This is a genomic window from Streptomyces sp. NPDC001443, assembly GCF_053597355.1.
In genome coordinates, this window is sequence record NZ_JBSFIA010000004.1 from 40602 (window position 1) to 64662 (window position 24061).

Consider the following 24061-nt stretch of genomic DNA (forward strand, 5'->3'; position numbering starts at 1 on the left):
TCCGGGCGACCGTCTCGGTCCGGGCGACCGCTTCGGCCCGTACGACCGCTTCGGCCCGTACGACCCCGCGACCCGCGTCGGCCATCGGGGGAGCCAATCGCTCCTTTTCTTACAATGCACCCTTTAAATGGTGCGGATGACCCATACCGACCGTCGCACGGCACTGCGGGCGGGCGCCGGGCTCGTGACCGGCGGAGCACTGGCCGCCGGATGCGCCACGACCGGTGCCGCCGCCCACCCCGCACCCGCGAGCACCCCTCCCACCGGCGCCGCGCCCGCGCGCGCCGCCACCCCCGTCCCGGCCGTCGCCCCGGCCCCGCGCCGCCTGCCGGGCCGGCCCGCCGAGCTCACCCACGGGCCGCGCGACCGTCCCCGCGTGGCCCTCACCTTCCACGGCCAGGGCGACCCGGGCATCGCCCGCTCCCTGCTCACCGCGGCCGAGAAACGCGGCGCCCGGCTGACCGTCCTCGCCGTCGGCACCTGGCTCGACGACCACCCCGACATCGCCCGCCGCATCCTCGACGGCGGTCACGACCTCGGCAACCACACCCACCACCACCTGGACATCAACGCGATGTCCGAGTCCGGGGCGCGGGCCGAGATCCGCGCCTGCGCCGACCGGCTCAAGCGCCTCACCGGGTCCATCGGCACCTGGTTCCGCCCCTCCCGCTCCCCGCGCGCCTCGCCGCTCGTCGAACGGCTGGCGGCCCGCGCCGGATACCCGCACGTCCTCTCCTACGACGTCGACTCCCTCGACTTCACCGAGCCCGGCGCGGCCGCCGTCACCCGCAAGGTGCTCGGCGAGATCCGCAACGGATCCGTGGTCAGCCTGCACTTCGGCTACCCGGGCACGCTCGCCGCGCTCCCCGCCGTACTCGACGAACTCGGCCGCCGCGGACTGCACGCGGTCACCACCACGGAGCTGTTCAGCTGATGCACGCGAAACCGCTCGGGCGCGCCCTCCTGACCGCCGCCGCCCTCGTCCCCGTCACCCTTCTCGCCGCCTGCGGCTCCGGGGACCAGGCGCACGAGAGCGCCGCCACCAAGGCCGCGGCGATCCGGGAGCCCCGGCCCAAGCAGCAGGCCGACGACCAGAGCCTGCCCGGCATGCCCCCCGTCCTCGACCCGAACGACGTCTACGCCGCCGACCGCCCGAACCAGCTCTCGCCGGTGGTCAAGGACTTCCCCTCCCGCGTCTACGTCCCCAACACCCAGTCCGACACCGTCACCGTCATCGACCCGAAGACGTACCGGGTCATGGAGACGATCCCGGTCGGCCACCAGCCCCAGCACGTCGTGCCCTCCTGGGACCTGAAGACCCTGTGGGTCAACAACGACCTCGGCAACACCCTCACCCCCATCGACCCGAGGACCGGCACCGCGGGCAAGCCCGTCGAGGTGCACGACCCGTACAACCTCTACTTCACGCCCGACGGCAAGTACGCCGTCGTCATGGCCTCCCAGGACCGCGAACTCGTCTTCCGCGACCCCCACACCATGAAGCGGATCAAATCCCTGCCGGTGACCTGTTACGGCGTCAACCACGCCGACTTCTCCACCGACGGCCGCTACTTCATCGTCTCCTGCGAGTTCAGCGGCGAACTGCTCAAGGTCGACACCGCGAAGATGAAGGTGATCGCGCAGGAGAAGCTCCCCTACCAGGGCGCGATGCCGCAGGACGTCAAGATCTCCCCGGACGGCAAGACCTTCTACATCGCCGACATGAAGGCCGACGGCGTGTGGGTCCTGGACGGCGACCGGTTCACCCGGCCGACCCTGCTGCCCACCGGCAAGGGCGCTCACGGCCTGTACGTCAGCCGCGACTCCCACGAGATGTACATCTCCAACCGGGGCGAGGGCACCATCTCCGTCTTCGACTTCCGCAAGAAGGAACTGACCAGGAAGTGGCACCTGCCGAACGGCGGCAGCCCCGACATGGGAGGGGTCTCCGCCGACGGCAAGGTGCTGTGGCTGTCGGGCCGGTACAACTCCGAGGTGTACGCCATCGACACCGCCACCGGCCGGCAACTGGCCCGCATCAAGGTCGGCCACGGCCCGCACGGCCTCGCGGTCTACCCCCAGCCCGGCCGCTACTCGCTCGGCCACACCGGGGTCTTCCGCTGACGCCCGACCCGCCACCGGGCGCCCCGAGGCCGTCAGCGGGGCCCCAGCAGCGCCTCCGACCCCACCGGGACGTAACCGGCCGCCTGGAACGCCCGCAGACTGCGGGCGTTGCCCGGCGACACCTGGGCCCACACCGGCTCGCCCCCGCCGAGCTGCCGCGCCGCCGTCACCAGGCGCCGGCCCAGCCCTCGGTGCCGTAGCCCCTCGGCCACCTCGACCGCGACCTCCAGCCGCCCCGCGACCCCGCGCCCCAGCACCAGCACACCCCCCTCGGCGGTCCACACCCGCACGTCGTCCCGGCGCCGGCGGGAGGCGACGACCCGGGGATGGTCCGGGTCCTCGATCTCGGTGAGGGGCAGCGCCGGCCCGCCCGGCAGCGGGGAGCCGGCCAGGAGCAGGTCGATCGTGTCGTGGCGGCGGCCCGTGCGGTCCAGCAGGGCCGTCAGGAACCGGGGGTTCATGGACGCCGCGAGCGCGTCGCAGTCCACCGCGGCCAGCGCCTCGCGCACCCACCGCGGGTCCTCGTCGGTGAAGACCACGGAGTGCGCGGTGAAGGCGATGACCCCGGCGTCCCGGGGCGAGTGCTGGGGCACCACCGTCGTACCGCCGTCCGCCGCGGGGAACACCCCCCGGGCCGCCGCCTCCAGAATGTCCCGCAGGTTCCGCGTCATCGCGTCCCGTCTCCCCGCTTGAGTCTCCACCCACTGGAAGGCCCAGACTCGCAGACATGATCGAAGACGGCACCGGCCTTTTCACCATCGGTGAGCTGGCCCGAGCGACCGGCCTGAGCGTGCGCACCATCCGCTACTGGTCCGACGAGGGCGCGCTGCCCCCGGTGGGCCGCTCCGCGGGCGGCTACCGCCTCTACGACGCCGCGTCCGTGGCCCGCCTGGAACTGGTCCGCACCCTGCGCGAACTGGGCCTGGGGATGGCCGACGTCCACCGGGTGCTGACCGGTGAGACGACCGTCGCCCAGGTCGCGGCCGCGCATGTGAAGGCGCTGGACGCACAGATCCGGTCGCTGCGGGTGACCCGCGCGGTGCTGTCGACCGTGGCGCGACGCGGCTCGACCGCCGAGGAGATGACCCTGATGCACAAGCTGGCACGACTGTCGGCCGCCGAACGCGCGCGGATCGTCGAGGACTTCATGACGGAGATCTTCGAGGGGCTCGACACGGCCGACCCCGACATCCGGCGCAGGCTGCGGTTCGGCGCGGCCGAACTGCCCGAGGACCCCACACCCGAGCAGGTGGACGCCTGGGTGGAGCTCGCCGAGCTGATCCAGGACCCGGACTTCCGCGCCCTGATGCGCCGGATGATCGAGTTCAACGCGGCGGACCGGGGGCCGGACGTGCCGCCGGGCACCTCCCTGTGGTTCATGAGCCGGCTCGTCCAGCTCGCCGGCGAGGCGCTGCGCCGGGGCGTCGCGCCCGAGGCGCCGGAGGCCGAGGACGTGCTGCGCGAGGTGCTCGGCGACGCCGACATGGCCGAGGTCCTGGAGCGGCTGACCGCGGCCTCCAACGCCCGGGTCGCCCGCTACCGCGAACTGTCGGCCGCCGTGAACGGCGTCGAATGCCCGTCGGCGCACCGGGAGGAGTTCGCCTGGGTGGTCGCCGCTCTGCGCGTTCGTACGGGCCGTTAATCTGACCTGCGTCAGGACGACAGCAAGGTATGACGAAAAGGGGCGGACCGATGGCCGACATCGAGGCAGCACGCAAGGAATTCCAGCGGATCGACACGGACGGTGACGGCTTCATCACCGCCGCCGAGTTCAAGACCGCCCTCGCCCAGGGCGGCGACTGGAACGTCACGGAGTCGGTCGCGGAGGCCATCATCAAGACCCGTGACCTCAACGGCGACAAGGTTCTGTCGTTCGACGAGTTCTGGACCCACCTCAGCAAGTGACGCGGGGGGAAGGGGCGCCCGGCCGGCTCGGCGGGCGCCCCTTCGGCGTGTCCGGCCGGGTCCGGTCAGTCGCCCGCGGCCCAGTCGCGCAGCTCGTCCCGGTCGGAGAAGTCCGCCACGTCCTTGTCGCGCGGGTCGTCCGTGTACTGGTGGAAGAGCCACTTCGCCTTGATCCGCGGCTTGCCGGCGGTCACGTAGTCCGCGATCCACAGGCCGTCACCGGCGTACGAGGTGGTGTCGATGTTCAGCCAGAAGTTCCGGTTGCAGTACAGGACGACCCGGTGGTCCGGCCGCAGCTGCTTCACCCGGTGGATGAACCGGTCCTTCTCCGCGTTGCTCGCGTGGGTGCCGTCGCCGGTCGTCTCCCAGTCGACGGCGAGGATGTCGCCCGCCCGCTCCGGGGCCCTGGCGACGAACCAGGCCGCCTGGGCGGTGATGTCGCCGGGCCAGAGGAAGTGGTAGAAGCCGACGACCAGCCCGGCGTCGCGGCCGCACTTGGTCTGGGCGGTGAGCTTGGGGTTGACGTAGGAACGGCCCTCCGACGCCTTGACGAAGACGAAGGAGAGGCCGTCCGTGTCGTACGAGGAGGGCTGGTACGCGCTCACGTCGATGCCGCGCAGCATGTGAGGGACTCCCTTGACTGCCGGTGGGGATACAGGAGTTGAAGTTCATTTATGCCCCATTTCGGCACGGTCGATCCCTCGCCGGGGCGCCGGGTCCGGGACTCAGCCCCGGTCGGTCACCGACCCGAGCACCGCGGCCGACTTGGTCGACCAGTCCGAGGTGATGACGCTCGCGTGGTCCGCGGCGAGCAGCGACAGCCGGGCCGCCACCTCCGCGTCCGTGGGCGCGGTCGACGAGATGGCCGGTGACACACCCGCCGCGTCCGTCATGATCAGGACGTAGTGGTTCGCCGAGTAGAACGAGGTGTCGTAGGCGTTGTTCACGTAGGTCGCCGCGTCACCGTCGAAGAACACGAACCAGGGCCGGATGGAGGCGTCGTAGCGACTGGTGCGCGGGTCGCCGTTCGCCGCGCCGAGCACCGCGGGGAAGGCCTGTGCCTCGGAGAGGGTTCCGGCCGCGGCGAGGTCGCGCAGGTGGTCGCCGTACTCCTGGTCCGTCCAGTAGTGGTCGAAGGGGTTGGCCTGCTCCACGGTGCCGGGGATCAGTTCGAAGACCACCTTGCCCTTGAGGGCGTCCCGGGAGGGCCACGCGTCGGCCTTCGCGGCCGCGTCCGCCGTCGGGTACGTCCCGCCCAGCAGGTCCGACGGCTTGTAGACCATGCTGCCCAGCTTCTGTGCGACCAAGGTGTCGAATTCGTCCGGGCCGAGACCGATGGTGTTGTTGAATCCGTTCTTCATCTCCACCTTGAAGATGATCGGGCGGTGGTCCGGGTGGAGTTGATGCCAGGCCGCTATGTTGTCGAGGCAGCTGCCGAGATCCTGATCGCGGCTCTGCCCGTACAACTGGCCGGGGCTGGTGGCCTTCTCGCAGTTGTTGTCGTTGCCGAACGGATTGCTGTGGCTGACCCGCCACCGCCTGCTCAGCGGGTCGGTGTAGACGTCGAGTTCGAGGAGCGAGGCCCCCGAATCCAACGCCTGCGCGAAGTACGTGTACTTGTCCTTCTCGTAGGCGTTGTGCGTGCCGATCGCCGTCGTCCCCGAGAGGGTCGCCGAGGCCGCCTCGGCATGGGCCGGGACCACCGTCAGCATCGCCGCCGCGCCCAGCAGCGCGGCCACTCGTCTCACCGTGCGCATGTGTCAAGTCCCCTTGCTCGTCGTGGAGTTGACGGCAGCCTAGGGGGACGGGGTTACTGCGCGGTAGCCTCCGGCGGAACTCCGCTCACATCCGTGCGGGTCCGGGGGTGGCGGGGGATGGCGAAATCGGGCCGTGTGCAACCGTCGGCGTAATTCGGCGGTCTGACGCGGCGTCGAATTCCGTCGGCCGGATGCAGGGAAACAAAAGTGAAGACGCCATTCCGTGAGGTCCGGGGAACCGGAACCGTGATCGAGGAGACCTCCCGGGCACCGCACCCGGTGCGGCTCGACATCCAGGGACTACGCGCCGTGGCGGTGTCCCTCGTCGTCCTCTCCCACGCCGGTGTGAGGGGGTTCGGCGGCGGTTATGTCGGCGTCGACGTCTTTTTCGTCATCTCGGGTTTCCTCATCACCTCTTTGTTGTTACGCGAATTGTCGGCCACGGGTGCTATTTCGATCAGGAAGTTCTATGCCCGTCGGGCCCTGCGACTGCTCCCCGTCTCGACCCTCGTCGTCCTCGCCACCCTGATCGGCTCCTGGCTGTTCCTGTCGAAGGTCCGCTTCGAGGAGTACGCCGGTGACGCGGTGGCCGGCGCGCTGTACGCGGTCAACCTCCGGCTGGCCGTCGGCGGCACCGACTACCTCGCCGAGGGAAGTCCCCCCTCGCCGTTCCAGCACTTCTGGTCGCTGGCCGTCGAGGAGCAGTTCTATCTGCTCTGGCCGCTGCTGCTCCTGGTCAGCTGGAGGTGGTCCCGCCGAGGCGGACGGCTCGCGCTCCCGCTGGTCGGGTGCTGCCTCGTCTCCTTCTGGCTGAGCGTCGAGGTGACGGCGTCCTCGCCGCCCTGGGCGTACTTCGGCTCGCACACCCGCTTCTGGGAGCTCGGCGCCGGCGCCCTGCCGGCCCTGGCCGCCGAGCGGCTCACGCGACTGCCCGCCGCGGTCGCCGCCCCCCTGACCTGGGCCGGGCTGGCCTGTGTCGTCCTGGCGGCCGTCCGCTACGACACCGCCACCCCCTTCCCCGGGTATCACGCGCTGCTGCCGGTGCTGGGGGCCGGTCTCGTCCTGGCCGGCGGCTGCGCACCCGCGCGCGGCGACGCCCGGCTGCTGCTGGCCACCAGCCCCCTGGTCCGGCTCGGCGGACTGTCGTACGGCTGGTACCTGTGGCACTGGCCGGTGCTGGTCATCGTCCCCGCGGCGCTGGGCCGCCCCCTGGGCGGCGCTCGGGCGCTCGTGCTCTGTCTGCTCGCGCTGCCCCTGGCCCGGGCGACCCTGCGCCTGGTGGAGAACCCCGTACGGTTCCACCCGGCGCTGCGGGGCCGGCCGGGCCGCGCGCTGGCGCTCGGCGGCGGGCTGTCGGCGGGCGCCGCGGTGCTCGCCCTGACGGCGTCCCTGTTCCCGCCGCCGATCGACTCCGGCCGGGACGCGGTCGACACCCGGTACGAGATCGCGGCGGCGGCGGACCCGGCGCTGCGGGTGCGGCAACTGCTCGGGGCGTCCGGCACGAGCCTGCCCAGCAACCTCCGGCCCGCCCTGGCCGACGTCGAGGGCACGAGGTCCGCGCTCTACCGGGACGGCTGCCACGTCGGCTACGACAGCACCCGGAGCCCGGCGTGCGTGTACGGGGACCGCGCCTCGGACCGGGTCGTCGTGCTCTTCGGCGACTCCCACGCGGCCCAGTGGTTCCCGGCGCTGGACCGGCTCGCGCGGAACCACCGCTGGAAGCTGGTGTCGCTGACGAAGTCGTCGTGCAAGACCGCCGCGGTGACCATCGTCCACGACGGCGGGCCGTACACCTCCTGCGACCTCTGGCGCGACCGGGCGATCGACAGGATCAGGGCCCTGCGGCCCGCACTGGTGCTCGTCTCGTCCTCGGAGGCGGGCACCCCCGTCCGGCCGGCGGCCGACCCGGTCCGCCAGTGGAGCGACGGCTTCCGTACGACCTTCGACGCGCTCGCGGCGTCCGGCGCCCGGGTCGCCGTACTGCTCGACACGCCCTGGCCGAGGACGGACGCGGTCGACTGCGCGGCCAGTCACCCACTGCGCCTGGACCGGTGCGCGAACCGGCTCCCCGAAGCGATCCGCGACCGGTCCAGGCGCCAGGCGGTCACGGACGCGGCCAGGTCGGCCCGCGCCACGCTGATCGACCCCGTGCCCTGGCTGTGCACCCCGGCCGGTACCTGCCCGGTCCTGGTGGGCGACACGCTCGTCTACCGCGACGACAGTCACCTGGCCGAGGCGTACGCCGATGCCCTCGCCCCCGTCCTCGACGCCCGCCTGGCCGCGGCCCTTCGCACCGGTTCCGGCAAAGGCCCTTCAGGCACGCCCTAGCACTCGATGATGTTCACCGCGAGCCCGCCGCGGGCCGTCTCCTTGTACTTGACGCTCATGTCGGCGCCGGTCTCCTTCATGGTCTTGATGACCTTGTCCAGGGAGACCAGGTGCGAGCCGTCGCCGCGCATCGCCATCCGGGCGGCCGTGACCGCCTTCACCGCGGCCATGCCGTTGCGCTCGATGCACGGGATCTGGACGAGGCCGCCGACCGGGTCGCAGGTCAGACCCAGGTTGTGCTCCATGCCGATCTCGGCGGCGTTCTCCACCTGCTCGGGGGAGCCGCCGAACACCTCCGCCAGCGCGCCCGCCGCCATCGAACAGGCCGAGCCGACCTCGCCCTGGCAGCCGACCTCGGCGCCGGAGATGGAGGCGTTCTCCTTGAACAGCATGCCGATGGCACCGGCGGCGAGCAGGAAGCGGACCACGCCGTCCTCGTCCGCACCCGGGACGAAGTTGATGTAGTAGTGCAGCACCGCGGGGATGATGCCTGCCGCCCCGTTCGTCGGGGCGGTGACCACCCGGCCGCCGGCCGCGTTCTCCTCGTTCACCGCCATCGCGTACAGCGTGATCCACTCCATGGAGTGGGCCAACGGGTCGCCCGCCGCCCGCAGCTGACGCGCCGTCTTCGCCGCCCGGCGGCGCACCCGCAGACCGCCCGGCAGGATGCCCTCGCGGGACATGCCGCGCGACACGCACGCCTGCATCGTCCGCCAGATCTCCAGCAGCCCGGCCCGGATCTCCTCCTCCGTACGCCAGGCGCGCTCGTTCTCCAGCATCAGCGAGGAGATCGAAAGCCCGGTCTCCTTCGTCAGCCGCAGCAGCTCGTCGCCGGTACGGAAGGGGTACTTCAGGACCGTGTCGTCGAGCTTGATGCGGTCCGCGCCCACCGCCTCCTCGTCGACGACGAAACCGCCGCCGACCGAGTAGTACGTCTTCGTCAGCAGCTCGGCGCCCGAGGCGTCGTACGCCCACAGCGTCATGCCGTTCGCGTGGTACGCGAGGGTCTCGCGACGGTGCAGGACCAGGTCGTCGTCGAAGGAGAACGGGATCTCGTGCTCACCGAGCAGCCGGATCCGTCCGGCCTCCTTGATCTCCTCCACCCGGGCGTCGGCCCGCTCCACGTCCACCGTGCGCGGCGAGTCGCCCTCCAGGCCGAGCAGCACCGCCTTCGGGGTGCCGTGGCCGTGGCCGGTGGCGCCGAGCGAGCCGTACAGCTCGGCGCGTACGGACGCGACGGAGCCCAGCAGGCCGTCGCCGCGCAGTCTGCGGGCGAACATGCGCGCCGCGCGCATCGGGCCGACCGTGTGGGAGCTGGACGGGCCGATGCCGATCGAGAACAGGTCGAAGACCGAGACGGCCACGGTGACTCCTCAGAACGGGGGTGGAACAAGGGGTGGGGCACCGCGCTCACCTACTTCAGTGTGCGCGCGGTGCCCCGTGTCGCGGTACTACTTCCCCAGGGCGGGGTACAGCGGGTGCTTGGCGGCCAGGGCCTCGACCCGGGCCTTCAGCGACGCGGCGTCGTACGACGGCTTGAGCGTCTCGGCGATCACGTCCGCGACCTCGGCGAAGTCCTCGGCCGTGAAGCCGCGGCTGGCGAGGGCGGGCGTGCCGATGCGCAGGCCCGACGTCACCATCGGCGGGCGCGGGTCGTCGGGGACCGCGTTCCGGTTGGCCGTGATGCCGACCTCGTGCAGCCGGTCCTCGGCCTGCTGGCCGTCGAGCTCGGACTCGCGCAGGTCGACGAGGATCAGGTGGACGTCCGTACCGCCCGACAGGACGTTCAGGCCGGCCGCGCGGGCGTCCGGCGCGCTGAGCCGCTCGGCGAGGATCCGCGCGCCGTCCACCGTACGCTGCTGGCGCTCCTTGAACTCCGCGCTCGCGGCGATCTTGAAGGAGACCGCCTTGGCGGCGATCACGTGCTCCAGCGGACCGCCCTGGAAGCCCGGGAAGACCGAGGAGTTCAGCTTCTTCGCGAACTCCTTCTTCGCCAGGATGATGCCGCCGCGGGGGCCGCCGAGGGTCTTGTGCGTGGTGGAGGTGACCACGTCCGCGAACGGGACCGGGTTCGGGTGCAGACCCGCCGCGACCAGGCCCGCGAAGTGCGCCATGTCGACCCACAGGTAGGCCTCGACCTCGTCCGCGATCCGGCGGAACTCGGCGAAGTCGAGCTGCCGCGGGTACGCCGACCAGCCCGCGATGATCACCTTCGGGCGGTGCTCCTTGGCGAGCCGCTCGACCTCGGCCATGTCGACCAGGCCGGCCTCGTCCACGTGGTACGCGACCACGTGGAACTGCTTGCCGGAGAAGTTCAGCCGCATCCCGTGGGTCAGGTGGCCGCCGTGGGCCAGGTCCAGGCCGAGGACGGTGTCCCCGGGCTGGGCCAGCGCGAACAGCGCGGCCTGGTTGGCGGAGGCGCCCGAGTGGGGCTGCACGTTGGCGTACTCGGCGCCGAACAGCTCCTTGACCCGGTCGATGGCGATCTGCTCGGTGACGTCGACGTGCTCGCAGCCGCCGTAGTAGCGGCGGCCCGGGTAGCCCTCGGCGTACTTGTTGGTCAGGACCGAGCCCTGGGCCTCCATCACCGCGACCGGCGCGAAGTTCTCGGAGGCGATCATCTCCAGGGTGGACTGCTGGCGGCGCAGCTCGGCGTCGACCGCGGCGGCGACGTCCGGGTCGAGCTCGTGCAGGGGGGTGTTCATAAGCGACATGTGTCCGTGACTCCTCAGCCGGCGGAAAAGGCGGTGTACTCGTCGGCGGAGAGCAGGTCGGCCGGCTCGCCCGTGACGCGCACCTTGAACAGCCAGCCGCCCTCGAACGGCGCCGAGTTCACCAGCGACGGGTCGTTCACCACGTCCTCGTTGACCTCGGTGATCTCGCCGTCGACGGGGGAGTACAGGTCGCTGACCGACTTGGTCGACTCCAGCTCGCCGCAGGTCTCGCCCGCGGCCACCGTGTCACCGACCTCCGGGAGCTGTACGAAGACGACATCGCCGAGCGCGTTGGCCGCGTGCTCCGTGATGCCGACCGTCGAGACGCCGTCCTCGGCGCCCGACAGCCACTCGTGCTCCTTGCTGTAGCGCAGCTGCTGGGGGTTGCTCATGGCCTGAATTCTCCTGTACGCGGGGAAGTGCTGCTGAAAGGGGGACGACAGAAACCGCAGGTGGGCAGCGGAAAGTGCGCGGTGTCACATGCGGCCGCGCTCAGTGTCTACTTCTGGCGCTTGTAGAACGGCAGTGCCACGACTTCGTAGGGCTCGTGAGTGCCCCGGATGTCCACGCCGACACCCGCCGTGCCCGGCACCGCGTGCGCCGCGTCGACGTACGCCATGGCGATCGGCCTGCCCAGCGTCGGGGACGGGGCGCCCGAGGTGACCTCGCCGATCACCTCGCCGTCGGCGACGACCGCGAACCCGGCGCGCGGGATGCGGCGGCCCTCGGCGACCAGGCCGACCAGGACGCGCGGCGGGTCGTCCTGGGCGCGGGCGGCCGCCTCGGTCAGCGCCTCGCGGCCCACGAAGTCGCCGTCCTTCTCGAACTTCACGACCCGGCCGAGCCCGGCGTCGAAGGGCGTCAGGGAGGTGGTCAGCTCGTGCCCGTACAGCGGCATGCCCGCCTCCAGGCGGAGCGTGTCCCGGCAGGACAGGCCGCACGGGACCAGCCCGACGGGCGCGCCCGCCTCGGTCAGCGCCTGCCACAGCCGCTCCGCGTCGGCCGGGGCCACGAACAGCTCGAAGCCGTCCTCGCCGGTGTAGCCGGTGCGCGCGATGAGAGCGGGGACGCCCGCGACGGTGCCGGGCAGGCCCGCGTAGTACTTCAGGCCGTCGAGGTCGGCGTCGGTGAGGGACTTGAGGATGCCGGGGGACTCCGGGCCCTGCACGGCGATCAGCGCGTAGGCGTCGCGGTCGTCGCGGACCTCGGCGTCGAAGCCGGCCGCGCGCTCCACCAGCGCGTCCAGTACGACCTGCGCGTTGGAGGCGTTGGCGACCACCATGTACTCGGTCTCGGCCAGCCGGTAGACGATCAGGTCGTCCAGGATGCCGCCGTCGGCCCGGCAGATCATCGTGTAGCGGGCGCGGCCGACGCCGACGGAGGCGATGTTGCCGACCAGGGCGTGGTTCAGCAGAGCCGCGGCCTGCGGGCCCGTCACCGTGATCTCACCCATGTGCGAGAGGTCGAACAGACCGGCCCTCGTGCGCACCGCGGTGTGCTCGTCGCGCTCGGAGCCGTAGCGCAGGGGCATGTCCCAGCCGGCGAAGTCGGTCATGGTCGCGCCGAGCGAACGGTGCAGGGCGTCGAGCGCGGTGTGACGGGGTGGCGTGCTGCTCATCGGACGGTCGTCTCCCGGGGCGATGGGTCCCCCGCGCGGGAGCGAATCCGAGCACGGGGAAGGGCGAGGTCGTTCCTCCCCATCTGTCATCGGAACCTGAGAGGTTCGTCATGACCACCTGGGGTCACGACTTGCACCTTGGGTGGGACCGCTGTCGCAGCGGTCCGCTTTTCAGATGTGCCTCGCCCACGCGGTAACGGTGCCTGAGAGATTCAAGGGAGGGACTTGCTCCTTCGGCGCCCCGGGCAGCACGGCTGCCGGGAACTCTCCCGCGCGGATTCAAACGGCCGGTATGCAGTTGGCGGGCACATCATTGCACGCCTCGTCGGGCCGGGGCAGGCCCGCCTCGCCTCCCCGGGGGACGGGCCTGGCGGGGAGGCGGCTGTCACCGGCTTGTGGCGGAACGGGCACGAAATCCCGAAGCGCCGCGCATTACCTTCTCTTTACGCTCAGTGGGGAAAGGACTTACCTGACCCCAGGGGAGGACGATCACGGTGAACAGGATCACGGCGTACGTGGCCGGCTCGGCCGCCGCGCTGCCCGAGCAGTCCGCCGCCCCGGCGGTCGAGACGTGCGCCCCGCGGCCCGCGCCGGTCGTCCGCGATCTGCGCGAGCGCTCCGGGCACAGTCCGCACGGTCTGGTCTTCGGCCCCCACGACGTGGTCGTGGTCACCGGCCTGCCCGGCAGCGGCAAGTCCACGCTGATGCGGCGGGCGGTACGGGGGGTCGGCGTCGACTCCCAGGACACCCGCGACCGCTGGGACGACCGCGCGCCGAGCTTCCTGCCGTACGCCGTCTACCGCCCGCTCGTCCGCCTCGCCCACTACGCCGGCCTGCGCAGGGCCCTGCGCGCGGGCGGGGGAGTCGTCGTGCACGACTGCGGCACCCAGGCCTGGGTGCGCGACTGGCTGGCCCGCGCGGCCCGCCGTCGGGGCGGCACCCTGCACCTGATGCTGCTCGACGTCACCCCGTCCGCGGCGCTGGCCGGCCAGCGCGACCGGGGCCGCGGGGTGTCGCGCTACGCCTTCCTGCGTCACCGCCGCGCGGCCACCCGGCTGCTGCACGCCGTGGAGAAGGGCGAACTGCCCCGGGGCTGCGCCTCGGCGGTCCTGCTGGACCGCGAGGCGGCGGCCGTCCTGCGCCGGATCGACTTCACACCTTGAACCGGACGGGCCGGAGGCCGCCCGACCGCCCGGCCGCCCGGCTGTACGGCCGCCCGGCTGTACGGGTCGCTGCGGACTGCCGACTGCCGACTGCCGGCTGTCGGCAGCCGTGCCGGGACGGGCGGGTAGCGGCGTCCGGGACGGACCGGAAGGGGTGTCCGGGACGGGCGGGTAGCGGCGTCCGGGACGGGCGGGAAGGGGTGTCCGGGACGGACCGGAAGGGGTGTGCCGGACGGGGCCGGAAAGGACGTCCGGGACGGATCCGTCCGGCTGCCGGCGTCGATCCGTCCCGGGGACGATCCCGGGCGGGCCCGTACCGGTTAGCCTTTCAGCCACAGCAGCGGTTCCCAGCAGGCGGTAGAGAGATGGACTTCCCGGCGGACCTTCCCGCGGACCTTCCCGCGGGCTTCCCCGCACAGGCGCACCCCCATCCGCACGGCGGATGGCCCGGCAACGAACTGGAGGAGGTGCTCTCCGCCTCGCTCGGCGTCCCGACGGCCGGCGGCCGGATCGTCGAGGTCCTCGGCCGCAGCTTCGTCTGGGTGCCGCTGCCCAACGGCGGCGGCCCGCACAGCGGCCCCCTCGACCTGCCCACGCTGGAGATCGAGGGCCAGGTGTACGTGCCGGTCTTCAGCTCCGAGCAGCAGTTCCGCCAGGTCGTCGGCACGCACATGTCGTTCACCGTCGCGCCCGCGGTGGAGTTCGCCCGCGGGCTGCCGCCGCAGGCCGGCCTCATCGTGAACCCCGACGGCGTGGTGGGCGTCCCGCTGCCGCCGCAGGCGGTGGCGGAGCTGTGCCGCAGCGGACGGACCCCGCTGGACGGGTTCGCGAGCGGCGGCCGGGTGCGGCTGTTCGAGCCGGACTGGCAGGACGACCCGGTGGACTTCCTCGCCGCGGCCTCGGCCGAGTTCGCGGACACCGGGGTCGTCCTGACGGCCCGTCGTTGTCTGGCCGAGGTCGAGACCGGCGAGCCCGTGCTGTTCGTCGGGGTCGAGCTGTCCCGGTGGGAGGGCGACCTGCGGGTCCTGCCGATGGACGCGCTCGGCCGGGCGCTGGCCCGGGCCGCCGTCCCGTGGCCGGTGAACCTCGTCCTGCTCGACGTGGTCGAGGACCCGGTGACGGACTGGATGCGGGAGCGGGTCCGCCCGTTCTATCAGCGCGGTCACTGACCGCGGCTGCGGGCACCGGACACCGGACACCGGAGATCGGACACGACCACCGGTCACCGGCCCCCGGTGTCCCCCGGCCGTCTCCGGCCCCCGGGCGACGACCTCCGAACTCCTGGGCGGCTGTTGCCGACTCCGCCGCCTAAGGTGGTTTCATATCCAAGGCCACGTTTCTCGAAGGGGCGGTAAAGGGTGAGCGCGAGCGGCACTGCCGCGACCGGGCAGGTCGAGCACATGCTGCGCCAGGTGACGCCCGGGCGTTACGACGCCTACGAGGCGTTGCTGCGCGCGCTCGCGACCCCGTCCTCCGGCCAGGTCTGGATGCTGCTGTGGCACGGCCAGGCCGGCTCGCCCGACGCCCAGTACGGGAACATGGAGGTCGACGGCTACGGCTACGCGCCGTGCGTCACCTCCGCCCAGGAGCTCTCGGCCAGCGGCTGGAACCGTTCGTACGAGGTGGTGGACGGCCTCGACGTGGCCCGCACCCTCTACCCCGACCACTTCGGCCTCTGGCTGAACCCGCACGCCCCCGGCGGCGGGCTCGGCATTCCCTGGCTCGACCTGCGGCGGATCGCCACGGGTCTGGAGCGCCAGCCGGCCGGCCCGCTGCGGCTGTCGGAGCCGGCCATCGAGATCCCCCAGTTCTACGCCCTGCTCGCGCAGAACGCCCATCGCACCCCGGCGGTGCGCGCGCTGCGCCGCGCCTGGGTGCAGCCGACGCTGGGGGCGCCGTACCTCGTCATCGGGCTCGACGTGTACGACACCTCGCCGGCCGCCGTCGACTCGGTGCGCGCGATGATGCAGCAGTCCATCGGCGCGGTGCCGGACGGGCTGCCGGTGTCCACGGTGGCGATGTCCGACGAGCACGACCCGGTCGTGATGTGGATGCGGGCGGGCGGACGCCCGTTCTACGACCGTGAGGCCCACGTGCAGGCTCCGGCGGGCGGGTACGGATACCCGCCGGCACCTGGCCGCTACTGACGGCCCATCATCTCAAGGACGCGACGGCGCGCGGTGGCAGTGCCACGTCTTCGCGCGTAGATCGGTACGAAAAAGCACGAAGTGTCCTAATTTCCCGAACTCGTCCGCGTCCGACCCCCGTTACCCACTGTCCGGATAACGGAACCCTCTTGGTGGCATCACGTTTACGCATCCATTCATCGCCAAGTCTGGCGACCGATCGCCCAAGCATTGAAGACTCCCAGACCAGGGGAGTTTCGCCCCTGTGTACGACGGACTGATCACGCCGCTACCGCGGCAAGTGTGGGCCGGCTACCGCCGGTTGAGAGGGGTCCCTGCCAGATGACGGCACCATTGCACGAGCCGACCGCGGATGCGGCCCCGAGCGCGGCCGAAGAAGCGGCGGTTGTCACCGCCGACGCCAAGGCCGTACAGGGTCGTTCCCTGGGCCGGATCGCCTGGGAGCGCCTCAAGCGGGACAAGCTCGCCCTGACGGGCGGCATCGTGGTGCTCGTGCTCATCGCGATATCCCTGCTCGCGCCGGTGATCACGAGCCTCGTCGGGCAGGACCCCGACGCGTACCACGAGAACCTGATCGACCCGCTGTTCGGTACGCCCACCGGCTCCCTCGGCGGCCTGAGCGGCGACCACCTGCTGGGCGTCGAGCCGGTCAACGGCCGCGACATCTTCGCCCGCATCCTCTACGGGGCCCAGATCTCGCTCCTGGTGGGCTTCCTGTCGGCCGTCGTGGCCGTCGTCCTCGGCACCATCCTGGGCATCCTCGCCGGTTTCTTCGGCGGCTGGGTCGACTCGCTCATCAGCCGGGTCATGGACGGTCTGCTGGCCTTCCCGCAGCTGCTCTTCATCATCGCCCTGGTCTCGGTCATGCCGAACGACATGCTGGGCCTGCACGGCACCGGCGTGCGCGTCTTCGTGATGATCCTGGTCATCGGCTTCTTCGGCTGGCCCTACATCGGCCGCGTGGTGCGCGGCCAGACCCTCTCGCTGCGTGAGCGCGAGTACGTCGAGGCGGCCCGCTCGCTCGGCGCCGGTCAGCTCTACATCCTGTTCAAGGAACTGCTGCCGAACCTGGTCGCGCCGATCATCGTGTACACGACGATGATGATCCCCACGAACATCCTCACCGAGGCCGCGCTCAGCTTCCTGGGCGTGGGCGTGAAGCCGCCCACGGCCTCCTGGGGCCAGATGCTCTCGAACGCGATCGACTACTACGACTCGGACCCCATGTACATGGTCGTGCCCGGCGTAGCGATCTTCATCACCGTTCTGGCCTTCAACCTCTTCGGCGACGGCGTGCGTGACGCGCTGGACCCGAAGGCCTCCCGCTGAACCGCCGTACCCCAAGCGTCCCGTGGCCTCACACGGGGTCTCTCATCAAATCCGGAGGATCCGAGATCGTGACTACCCAACGCACCTCAGGGCGGCGTAAGCAGGCGCTGGCCGCTGCTGCCGCGGTCGCCGCGCTGATGACCACGGCGGCGTGCGGCGGCGGTGGCGGCACCGACGACAACGGCGGCTCCAAGTCCGGCGCCGCCGGCTTCGACGCCGCGAACAACAAGGTCGCCCAGGCCTCGCTGGCCAAGAAGGGTGGCACGCTGAAGTTCGGTTCGGCCCAGGACGCCGACTCGTGGGACACCACGCGTGGCTACTACGGCTTCATGTGGAACTTCTCCCGCTACTACAGCCGCCAGCTCGTCACGAACAAGACGGAGCCCGGCAAGGCCGGCGCCGAGGTCACCCCGGACCTCGCCACGGACGTCGCCAAGGTCACCGACGACGGCAAGACCTACACGTACACGCTGCGTGACGGCGTGACGTGGGAGGACGGCAAGCCGATCACCTCCAAGGACGTCAAGTACGGCATCGAGCGCGTGTGGGCGCAGGACGTGCTGTCCGGCGGCCCGGTGTACCTGAAGGACGTCCTGGACCCGAAGGGTGCCTACAAGGGCCCCTACAAGGACACGTCCGCGGACAAGCTGGGCCTGAAGGCGATCGACACGCCGGACGACAAGACCATCGTCTTCCACCTGCCTGCGGCCAACTCGGACTTCGAGGAGATGCTGGCCCTGACGTCGGCGTCCCCGGTCCGCCAGGACAAGGACACCAAGTCCAAGTACGGCCAGCACCCGTTCTCCTCGGGCCCGTACAAGTTCGAGTCCTACAACCCGGGCAAGGACCTCACCCTGGTCCGCAACACCTCCTGGGCCCAGGCGTCGGACCCGATCCGCAAGGCCTACCCGGACAAGATCACGGTCAAGTTCTTCTCGAACGCCAACGAGCTGGACCAGCGTCTGATCAGCGGTGACCTGGACCTGGACATGACCCAGACCGGCATGTCGCCGCAGGGCCGCACCACCGCCCTGAAGCAGCACAAGGACAACCTGGACAACCCGGTCACCGGCTACGTCCGTTACGCGGCCTTCCCGCAGAGCGTGAAGCCGTTCGACAACATCGAGTGCCGCAAGGCCGTCATCTACGGCGCCGACCACGTCTCGCTGCAGACCGCGCGCGGCGGCCCGGTCGCCGGTGGCGACATCGGCACCAACATGCTCCCGCCGTCCGTCGCGGGCGCCGAGGGCCAGAGCTACGACCCGTACGAGCTCAACGGTGCGGACAAGAACGGCAACGAGGCCAAGGCCAAGGCGGCCCTGAAGGCCTGCGGCAAGCCGAACGGCTTCTCCACCACCATCGCGGTGCGCAACAACAAGCCGGTCGAGGTGGCCACCGCCCAGTCGCTCCAGGCGTCGCTGAAGAAGATCGGCATCAACGCCGAGATCGACCAGTACGACGGCTCGCAGACCACCGGTATCATCGGTAGCCCCGCCAACGTGGCCAAGAAGGGCTACGGCATCATCATCATGGGCTGGGGTCCCGACTTCCCGTCCGTCCAGGGCTTCGGTCTGCCGCTGTGGGACAGCAAGTACATCCTCGACAGCGGTAACTCGAACTACTCGCTGATCAAGGACAAGGCCATCGACGGCCTGTTCGACCAGTACGTCACGACGCTGGACGACGCCGGCAAGACCAAGATCTCGACCGAGATCAACCACAAGGTCATGGAGGGCGCGTACTACCTGCCCTTCGTGTTCGAGAAGTTCATCAACTGGCGCGGTAGCAACCTGGCGAACGTGTACACCACCGACGGTTACAGCGGTCAGTACGACTTCGTCAACCTCGGCCTGAAGTCCACGAAGTAAACCCGGCACACCCGCCGAACGGCACGAAAGGCAGGTGAAGGCCGGCGCGGCGTGATCGCGGGCCACCGGACGACCTCCGGTGGCCCGCGGTCCGCAGCGGGCCGAGAGCTGTGCTCGCTTACCTCATCAGGCGGCTCTTCGCCGCCGCAGTGATGCTCGTGGTCATCATCATGGTGGTCTTCGGCATCTTCTTCCTTGTCCCCAAGTGGGCAGGCGTCGACGTCGCCACGAGCTTCGTGGGCAAGCAGGCGGACCCCGCGGCCGTCGAAGCCGTGCGGGTGAAGCTGGGCCTGGACGACCCGATCTACCTTCAGGTCTGGGAGTTCTTCAAGGGCATCTTCACCGGTCGCACCTACGCGGCCGGCGGCGATGTCACCCACTGCGCCGCCCCGTGCTTCGGCTACTCCTTCCGCAGCGAGCAGGCCGTCTGGCCGGTGCTCACCGACCGCTTCCCGGTGACCCTGGGTCTCGCGCTCGGTGCCGCCGTCCTGTGGCTGGTCCTCGGTGTCTCGGCGGGTGTCCTCTCCGCGCTCAAGCGGGGCACCCTGTGGGACCGCGGCGCGATGGTCGTCGCCCTCGCGGGTGTCTCCCTCCCCATCTACTTCACGGGCATGCTCGCCCTGAGCGTCTTCGTCTTCGGACTGAAGTGGTTCAAGGGCGAGTACGTACCGCTCGACCAGAGCTTCACCGGCTGGTTCGGCGGCATGATCCTGCCCTGGATCACCCTCGCCTTCCTCTACGCGGCGATGTACGCCCGGATCACCCGCGCCACCATGCTGGAGATCCTCGGCGAGGACTACATCCGCACCGCCCGCGCCAAGGGCCTGCGTGAGGGAACCGTCATCGGCAAGCACGCCATGCGCTCCACGATGACCCCCATCCTGACCATGCTCGGCATGGACCTCGGCGCCCTCATCGGCGGCGCGATCCTGACCGAGACCACGTTCAGCCTGCCCGGCCTCGGCCAGGCGGTGCTCAACGGCATCAGGAACCAGGACCTGCCCGTCATCCTGGGCGTCACCCTGGTCACCTCGCTGGCTGTGCTGATCGCCAACCTGCTGGTGGACGTCCTGTATGCCGTGATCGACCCTCGAGTGAGGCTTTCATGACCGAACTCAGCAAGAGCGGCGCGGCCGTGGGCGAGCCCACGTCCGCCTCGCCCGCTCCGAGTTCCTTCCTCGAAGTGCGCGACCTGAAGGTGCACTTCCCGACCGACGACGGCCTGGTCAAGTCCGTCGACGGGCTCAGCTTCAAGCTGGAGAAGGGCAAGACGCTCGGCATCGTGGGCGAGTCGGGCTCCGGCAAGTCGGTCACCTCGCTCGGCATCATGGGTCTGCACACCGCGGGCCAGTACGGCAAGCGCAAGGCGCAGATCTCCGGCGAGATCTGGCTGGACGGCACCGAGCTGCTGTCCGCCGACCCCGACCACGTGCGCAAGCTGCGTGGCCGGCAGATGGCGATGATCTTCCAGGACCCGCTGTCGGCGCTGCACCCGTACTACACGATCGGTCAGCAGATCGTGGAGGCGTACCGGATCCACCACAAGGTGGACAAGAAGACCGCCAAGCGGCGGGCCGTCGAGATGCTCGACCGGGTGGGCATCCCCCAGCCGGACAAGCGTGTCGACAGCTACCCGCACGAGTTCTCCGGCGGTATGCGTCAGCGCGCGATGATCGCGATGTCGCTGGTCAACAACCCCGAGCTGCTCATCGCGGACGAGCCGACGACCGCCCTGGACGTGACCGTCCAGGCGCAGATCCTCGACCTCCTCCGGGATCTGCAGAAGGAGTTCGGCTCCGCGATCATCGTCATCACCCACGACCTGGGCGTCGTCGCCGAACTGGCCGACGACCTCCTGGTGATGTACGGCGGACGCTGCGTCGAGCGCGGTCCGGCCGAGAAGGTGTTCTACGAGCCCCGCCACCCCTACACCTGGGGTCTGCTCGGCTCGATGCCGCGTCTCGACCGTGACCAGCAGGAGCGCCTCATCCCGGTCAAGGGCTCCCCGCCCTCCCTCATCAACATCCCGTCCGGCTGCGCCTTCAACCCGCGTTGCCCGTACGCGGACGTCCCCAAGGACAACGTCACCCGCACGGTCCGCCCCGAGCTGACCGAGGTCGGCGGCCAGCACTGGGCCGCCTGCCACATGTCGCAGGAGCAGCGGGAGCGTATCTGGACCGAAGAGATTGCGCCGAAGCTGTGAGCGAGAATCCGAAGGACGCAGCGGTGACGATTCCCGCGCAGAGCACGGGCAGCGAGGCCGCCGGCAAGTCCGGCGACCGCGAGGTCCTGCTGAAGGTGACCGGGCTCCAGAAGCACTTCCCGATCAAGAAGGGCCTGCTCCAGCGGCAGGTCGGTGCGGTCCACGCCGTCGACGGCCTCGACTTCGAGGTCCGCGCCGGTGAGACGCTCGGCGTGGTGGGCGAGTCCGGCTGCGGCAAGTCGACCATGGGCCGGCTGATCACCCGCCTGCTGGAGCCGACCGGCGGCAAGATCGAGTTCGAGGGCAAGGACATCACCCACCTCGGTGTCGGCGGCATGCGTCCGCTGCGCCGCGATGTGCAGATGATCTTCCAGGACCCGTACTCGTCGCTGAACCCGCGCCACACCATCGGCACGATCGTCGGTGCTCCCTTCAAGCTCCAGGGCGTCGAGCCCGAGGGCGGCATCAAGAAGGAAGTGCAGCGGCTGCTGTCGGTCGTGGGTCTCAACCCCGAGCACTACAACCGCTACCCGCACGAGTTCTCCGGCGGCCAGCGCCAGCGCATCGGCATCGCCCGCGCGCTCGCGCTCAAGCCGAAGCTGGTCGTGGCCGACGAGCCGGTCTCCGCGCTCGACGTGTCGATCCAGGCGCAGGTCGTCAACCTGCTGGACGACCTCCAGCAGGAACTGGGCCTGACGTACGTGATCATCGCGCACGACCTCTCGGTCGTCCGGCACGTCTCGGACCGGATCGCGGTGATGTACCTCGGCAAGATCGTCGAGCTGGCGGACCGCGACCTGCTGTACAAGGCGCCGATGCACCCGTACACCAAGGCGCTCATGTCGGCCGTGCCGATCCCGGACCCGGCGCGCAAGTCGGCCAAGAGCGAGCGCATCCTGCTCCAGGGCGACGTGCCCTCGCCGATCTCGCCGCCGACCGGCTGCCGGTTCCACACCCGGTGCTGGAAGGCGACGCAGGTCTGCAAGACCACCGAGCCGGTGCTCGTCGAGCTGAAGCCCGGCCAGCGGGTCGCCTGCCACCACCCGGAGAACTTCGAGGACCAGGCACCGCAGGACACCGTGCTGCTGACCGTCGCCAAGGCGGCGGCCGAGCTGGTGGCCGACGAGGTCCTCGCCGAGTCGGCGGCGACGTCGGCAGCGGTGGCGGCCGAGGTGGCCGAGGTGGCCGAGACGGCCGCCTCGGAGTCCGAGACCCCGGCTGCCGAGGCCGGCGAGTCCGAGGCGCCCAAGGGCGCCCAGGACTGACGCGACCTCAAGGGGCCCTTCCTGCTGCGCACGCAGCAGGAAGGGCCCCTTTCGGCTTTGCCCCGTTCCCCCGTTCCCCGTCTCCCCCGCGGGATTGCGGTCCGGTGATTCAGCCGCCGAAGAGGCGTCAGGTCCCAACTCCCTGTGACACATGACGAGTTGGCAAAGTCATGCACATGTTCATCCGAGAGGCCGCAGAGTCGGTCATGTCCGTCTGATCGGAACATGAACCGAAGGGATGACTCATGGCGCTCTCCCGTTCGGCACGACTGGGGGCCCTCGCGACCGCGGCGGCCTCCTTCCTCGTCATCGCGGCCTCTCCCGCCCCCACCCCCGGCGCGGACGGCATCGGCGACACCTACTTCCCGCAACTCGGCAACGGCGGCTTCGACGCCCGCCACTACGACCTCGACGTGGCGTACGACCCGGCCACCGGCCGACTGGACGGCCGTACGACCCTCACCGCCCGTGCGACGCAGAACCTCTCGTCCTTCGATCTGGACCTCCAGAAGCTGGCGGTCACGAACGTCGAGGTCGACGGCAGACGCGCCCGCTTCGCGCGCGAGGCCGACGAGATCCGGATCACCCCGCGCGACGCCCTGCGCAAGGGGCGGACCTTCACGGTCACCGTCACCTACGGCGGCGTTCCCGAACCCCTGGGCGGGCCCATCGTGTTCGGCTCGAACTACGGCTGGATGAAGACCACCGACGGCGTGTTCGTCGCCTGCGAGCCCAACGCCGCGTCCACCTGGTTCCCCTCCAGCGACCACCCCGCCGACAAGGCGACCTACGACATCCGGATCCGGGCTCCCAAGGGCCTGACCGCGGTCTCCAACGGGCGGCTCGTCTCCACGTACGACAAGGGCGGTTCGACGTACACCCACTGGCGCGAGACGAAGCCCATGGCGACCTATCTCGCGACCGCGACGGTCGGGAAGTTCGACGTGCGCACCGGGAAGACCCCCGGCGGCATCCCGATCTACGTGGCGATCGACCCGGTCCTGGCGAACAGCAACAACGTCGACGTGTACGCCCTGACCGCCGAGGCCACCGACTACTGGTCGCAGATCTTCGGGTCGTACCCCTTCGAGGAGACCGGCGCGATCGTCGACGACATGCCCGAGGCGGGCTTCTCCCTGGAGGTGCAGTCGAAGCCGGTCTACTCGGCCGTGCGCAGCGAGTCGACCATCGTGCACGAGCTGGCCCACCAGTGGTTCGGGGACTCGGTCTCGGTCGAGCGCTGGAAGGACATCTGGCTCAACGAGGGCTTCGCCACGTACGCCCAGTGGCTGTGGGCCGAGCACCGCGGGACCCGCTCGGCGCACGACTCCTTCCTGGCCGGCTACGACGCCCGCCCCGCCGACTCCGCCTTCTGGCAGACGGTCGTCGGCGACCCGCAGCGCGACACCATGTTCGCCTCGGCCGTCTACCAGCGCGGCGCGATGACGCTCCAGATGCTGCGCGAGCGCATCGGGGACGACGCCTTCTTCCGGCTGCTGCCGGCCTGGACGAAACTGCACCGCTACGGCAACGCGAACACGGCCGACTTCATCCGGCTGGCGGAGCGGATCTCCGGGCGGCAGCTCGACGATCTCTTCCAGACCTGGCTGTTCACGACAGGGAAACCAACTCTTTGAGCC

General features: G+C 70.5%; 21 protein-coding genes and 2 riboswitches. Of the genes, 14 read left to right on the plus strand and 7 right to left on the minus strand.

The genetic code is table 11. The annotated features are described in order from the left end of the window. Positions 1–136 precede the first annotated feature (136 nt). Both ACWC24_RS06830 and ACWC24_RS06835 read left to right on the plus strand, forming a co-directional pair. Complete coding sequence (locus tag ACWC24_RS06830; RefSeq protein WP_450661769.1) at positions 137–934, plus strand: polysaccharide deacetylase family protein; 798 nt, start codon at positions 137–139, stop codon at positions 932–934. Further along, positions 934–2124, plus strand: coding sequence for a YncE family protein (locus ACWC24_RS06835; protein ID WP_450661770.1), 1191 nt, complete (start codon positions 934–936; stop codon positions 2122–2124). Before ACWC24_RS06830 ends, ACWC24_RS06835 begins: the two co-directional genes overlap by 1 nt. A gap of 32 nt (positions 2125–2156) precedes the next feature. Here the strand turns inward: ACWC24_RS06835 and ACWC24_RS06840 are convergent, their stop codons facing one another. Next, entirely contained in the window at positions 2157–2795 is a 639-nt protein-coding gene (locus ACWC24_RS06840; protein ID WP_450661771.1) for an N-acetyltransferase family protein, read from the minus strand. A gap of 56 nt (positions 2796–2851) precedes the next feature. On the opposite strand from ACWC24_RS06840, the gene ACWC24_RS06845 reads away from it, so the two are divergent. Both ACWC24_RS06845 and ACWC24_RS06850 read left to right on the plus strand, forming a co-directional pair. Continuing rightward, positions 2852–3766 (plus strand): MerR family transcriptional regulator, encoded by a 915-nt coding sequence (locus tag ACWC24_RS06845; RefSeq protein ID WP_450661772.1) that lies wholly within the window; start codon positions 2852–2854, stop codon positions 3764–3766. Between the two features lie 50 nt (positions 3767–3816). Further along, positions 3817–4029, plus strand: coding sequence for an EF-hand domain-containing protein (locus ACWC24_RS06850; protein ID WP_450661773.1), 213 nt, complete (start codon positions 3817–3819; stop codon positions 4027–4029). Between the two features lie 65 nt (positions 4030–4094). Here the strand turns inward: ACWC24_RS06850 and ACWC24_RS06855 are convergent, their stop codons facing one another. Together ACWC24_RS06855 and ACWC24_RS06860 are read right to left on the minus strand one after the other, a co-directional pair. Further along, the gene (locus ACWC24_RS06855) at positions 4095–4652 is read right to left on the minus strand and encodes a glycoside hydrolase family 25 protein (protein ID WP_450661774.1); all 558 of its coding nucleotides are present in this window, start codon (positions 4650–4652) and stop codon (positions 4095–4097) included. A gap of 102 nt (positions 4653–4754) precedes the next feature. Continuing rightward, positions 4755–5786, minus strand: a complete 1032-nt coding sequence (locus ACWC24_RS06860; RefSeq protein WP_450661775.1) for a phosphatidylinositol-specific phospholipase C domain-containing protein — start codon at positions 5784–5786, stop codon at positions 4755–4757. A gap of 207 nt (positions 5787–5993) precedes the next feature. Here ACWC24_RS06860 and ACWC24_RS06865 point away from each other — a divergent pair, with 207 nt between their 5' ends. Next, positions 5994–8114: an acyltransferase family protein gene (locus ACWC24_RS06865; RefSeq protein WP_450661776.1), complete on the plus strand. Its 2121-nt coding sequence runs from the start codon at positions 5994–5996 to the stop codon at positions 8112–8114. On the opposite strand, the gene ACWC24_RS06870 is transcribed toward ACWC24_RS06865, so the two are convergent. From ACWC24_RS06870 to gcvT, 4 genes are all read right to left on the minus strand, one after another. Further along, positions 8111–9478: an L-serine ammonia-lyase gene (locus ACWC24_RS06870; protein WP_450661777.1), complete on the minus strand. Its 1368-nt coding sequence runs from the start codon at positions 9476–9478 to the stop codon at positions 8111–8113. The two genes, ACWC24_RS06865 and ACWC24_RS06870, sit on opposite strands and share 4 nt — an antisense overlap. An 87-nt stretch (positions 9479–9565) precedes the next feature. Then, positions 9566–10828: a serine hydroxymethyltransferase gene (locus ACWC24_RS06875; protein WP_450661778.1), complete on the minus strand. Its 1263-nt coding sequence runs from the start codon at positions 10826–10828 to the stop codon at positions 9566–9568. 14 nt (positions 10829–10842) lie between these two features. Next, on the minus strand, positions 10843–11220 hold the full coding sequence (gene gcvH / locus ACWC24_RS06880; protein WP_385527997.1) for a glycine cleavage system protein GcvH: 378 nt from the start codon (positions 11218–11220) through the stop codon (positions 10843–10845). 107 nt (positions 11221–11327) lie between these two features. After that, positions 11328–12446, minus strand: a complete 1119-nt coding sequence (gene gcvT, locus ACWC24_RS06885) for a glycine cleavage system aminomethyltransferase GcvT (RefSeq protein WP_450661779.1) — start codon at positions 12444–12446, stop codon at positions 11328–11330. Positions 12447–12519: 73 nt separating this feature from the next. Further along, positions 12520–12627: riboswitch (glycine riboswitch) on the minus strand. Then, a riboswitch (glycine riboswitch) is annotated at positions 12628–12728 on the minus strand. It abuts the riboswitch before it with no gap. Between the two features lie 206 nt (positions 12729–12934). On the opposite strand from gcvT, the gene ACWC24_RS06890 reads away from it, so the two are divergent. The 9 genes from ACWC24_RS06890 (at position 12935) to ACWC24_RS06930 (ending at position 24058) form a co-directional block, all read left to right on the plus strand. Continuing rightward, a complete protein-coding gene (locus ACWC24_RS06890; protein ID WP_450661976.1) occupies positions 12935–13609 on the plus strand; it encodes an AAA family ATPase in 675 nt (224 codons plus the stop codon). Between the two features lie 365 nt (positions 13610–13974). Further along, the gene (locus ACWC24_RS06895) at positions 13975–14778 is read left to right on the plus strand and encodes an enhanced serine sensitivity protein SseB (protein ID WP_450661780.1); all 804 of its coding nucleotides are present in this window, start codon (positions 13975–13977) and stop codon (positions 14776–14778) included. 189 nt (positions 14779–14967) lie between these two features. Then, positions 14968–15756: an enhanced serine sensitivity protein SseB C-terminal domain-containing protein gene (locus tag ACWC24_RS06900; RefSeq protein ID WP_450661781.1), complete on the plus strand. Its 789-nt coding sequence runs from the start codon at positions 14968–14970 to the stop codon at positions 15754–15756. Positions 15757–16077: 321 nt separating this feature from the next. Then, the gene (locus tag ACWC24_RS06905) at positions 16078–17085 is read left to right on the plus strand and encodes an ABC transporter permease (RefSeq protein WP_450661782.1); all 1008 of its coding nucleotides are present in this window, start codon (positions 16078–16080) and stop codon (positions 17083–17085) included. A 68-nt stretch (positions 17086–17153) separates the two neighbouring features. Further along, a complete protein-coding gene (locus tag ACWC24_RS06910; RefSeq protein WP_450661783.1) occupies positions 17154–18953 on the plus strand; it encodes an ABC transporter substrate-binding protein in 1800 nt (599 codons plus the stop codon). Positions 18954–19063: 110 nt separating this feature from the next. Further along, the gene (locus ACWC24_RS06915; protein WP_450661784.1) at positions 19064–20062 is read left to right on the plus strand and encodes an ABC transporter permease; all 999 of its coding nucleotides are present in this window, start codon (positions 19064–19066) and stop codon (positions 20060–20062) included. Continuing rightward, positions 20059–21156, plus strand: coding sequence for an ABC transporter ATP-binding protein (locus ACWC24_RS06920; protein ID WP_450661785.1), 1098 nt, complete (start codon positions 20059–20061; stop codon positions 21154–21156). Before ACWC24_RS06915 ends, ACWC24_RS06920 begins: the two co-directional genes overlap by 4 nt. 23 nt (positions 21157–21179) lie before the next feature. Continuing rightward, the gene (locus ACWC24_RS06925; protein WP_450661786.1) at positions 21180–22421 is read left to right on the plus strand and encodes an ABC transporter ATP-binding protein; all 1242 of its coding nucleotides are present in this window, start codon (positions 21180–21182) and stop codon (positions 22419–22421) included. Positions 22422–22666: 245 nt separating this feature from the next. Beyond that, the gene (locus ACWC24_RS06930; RefSeq protein WP_450661787.1) at positions 22667–24058 is read left to right on the plus strand and encodes a M1 family metallopeptidase; all 1392 of its coding nucleotides are present in this window, start codon (positions 22667–22669) and stop codon (positions 24056–24058) included. Positions 24059–24061 lie beyond the last annotated feature (3 nt).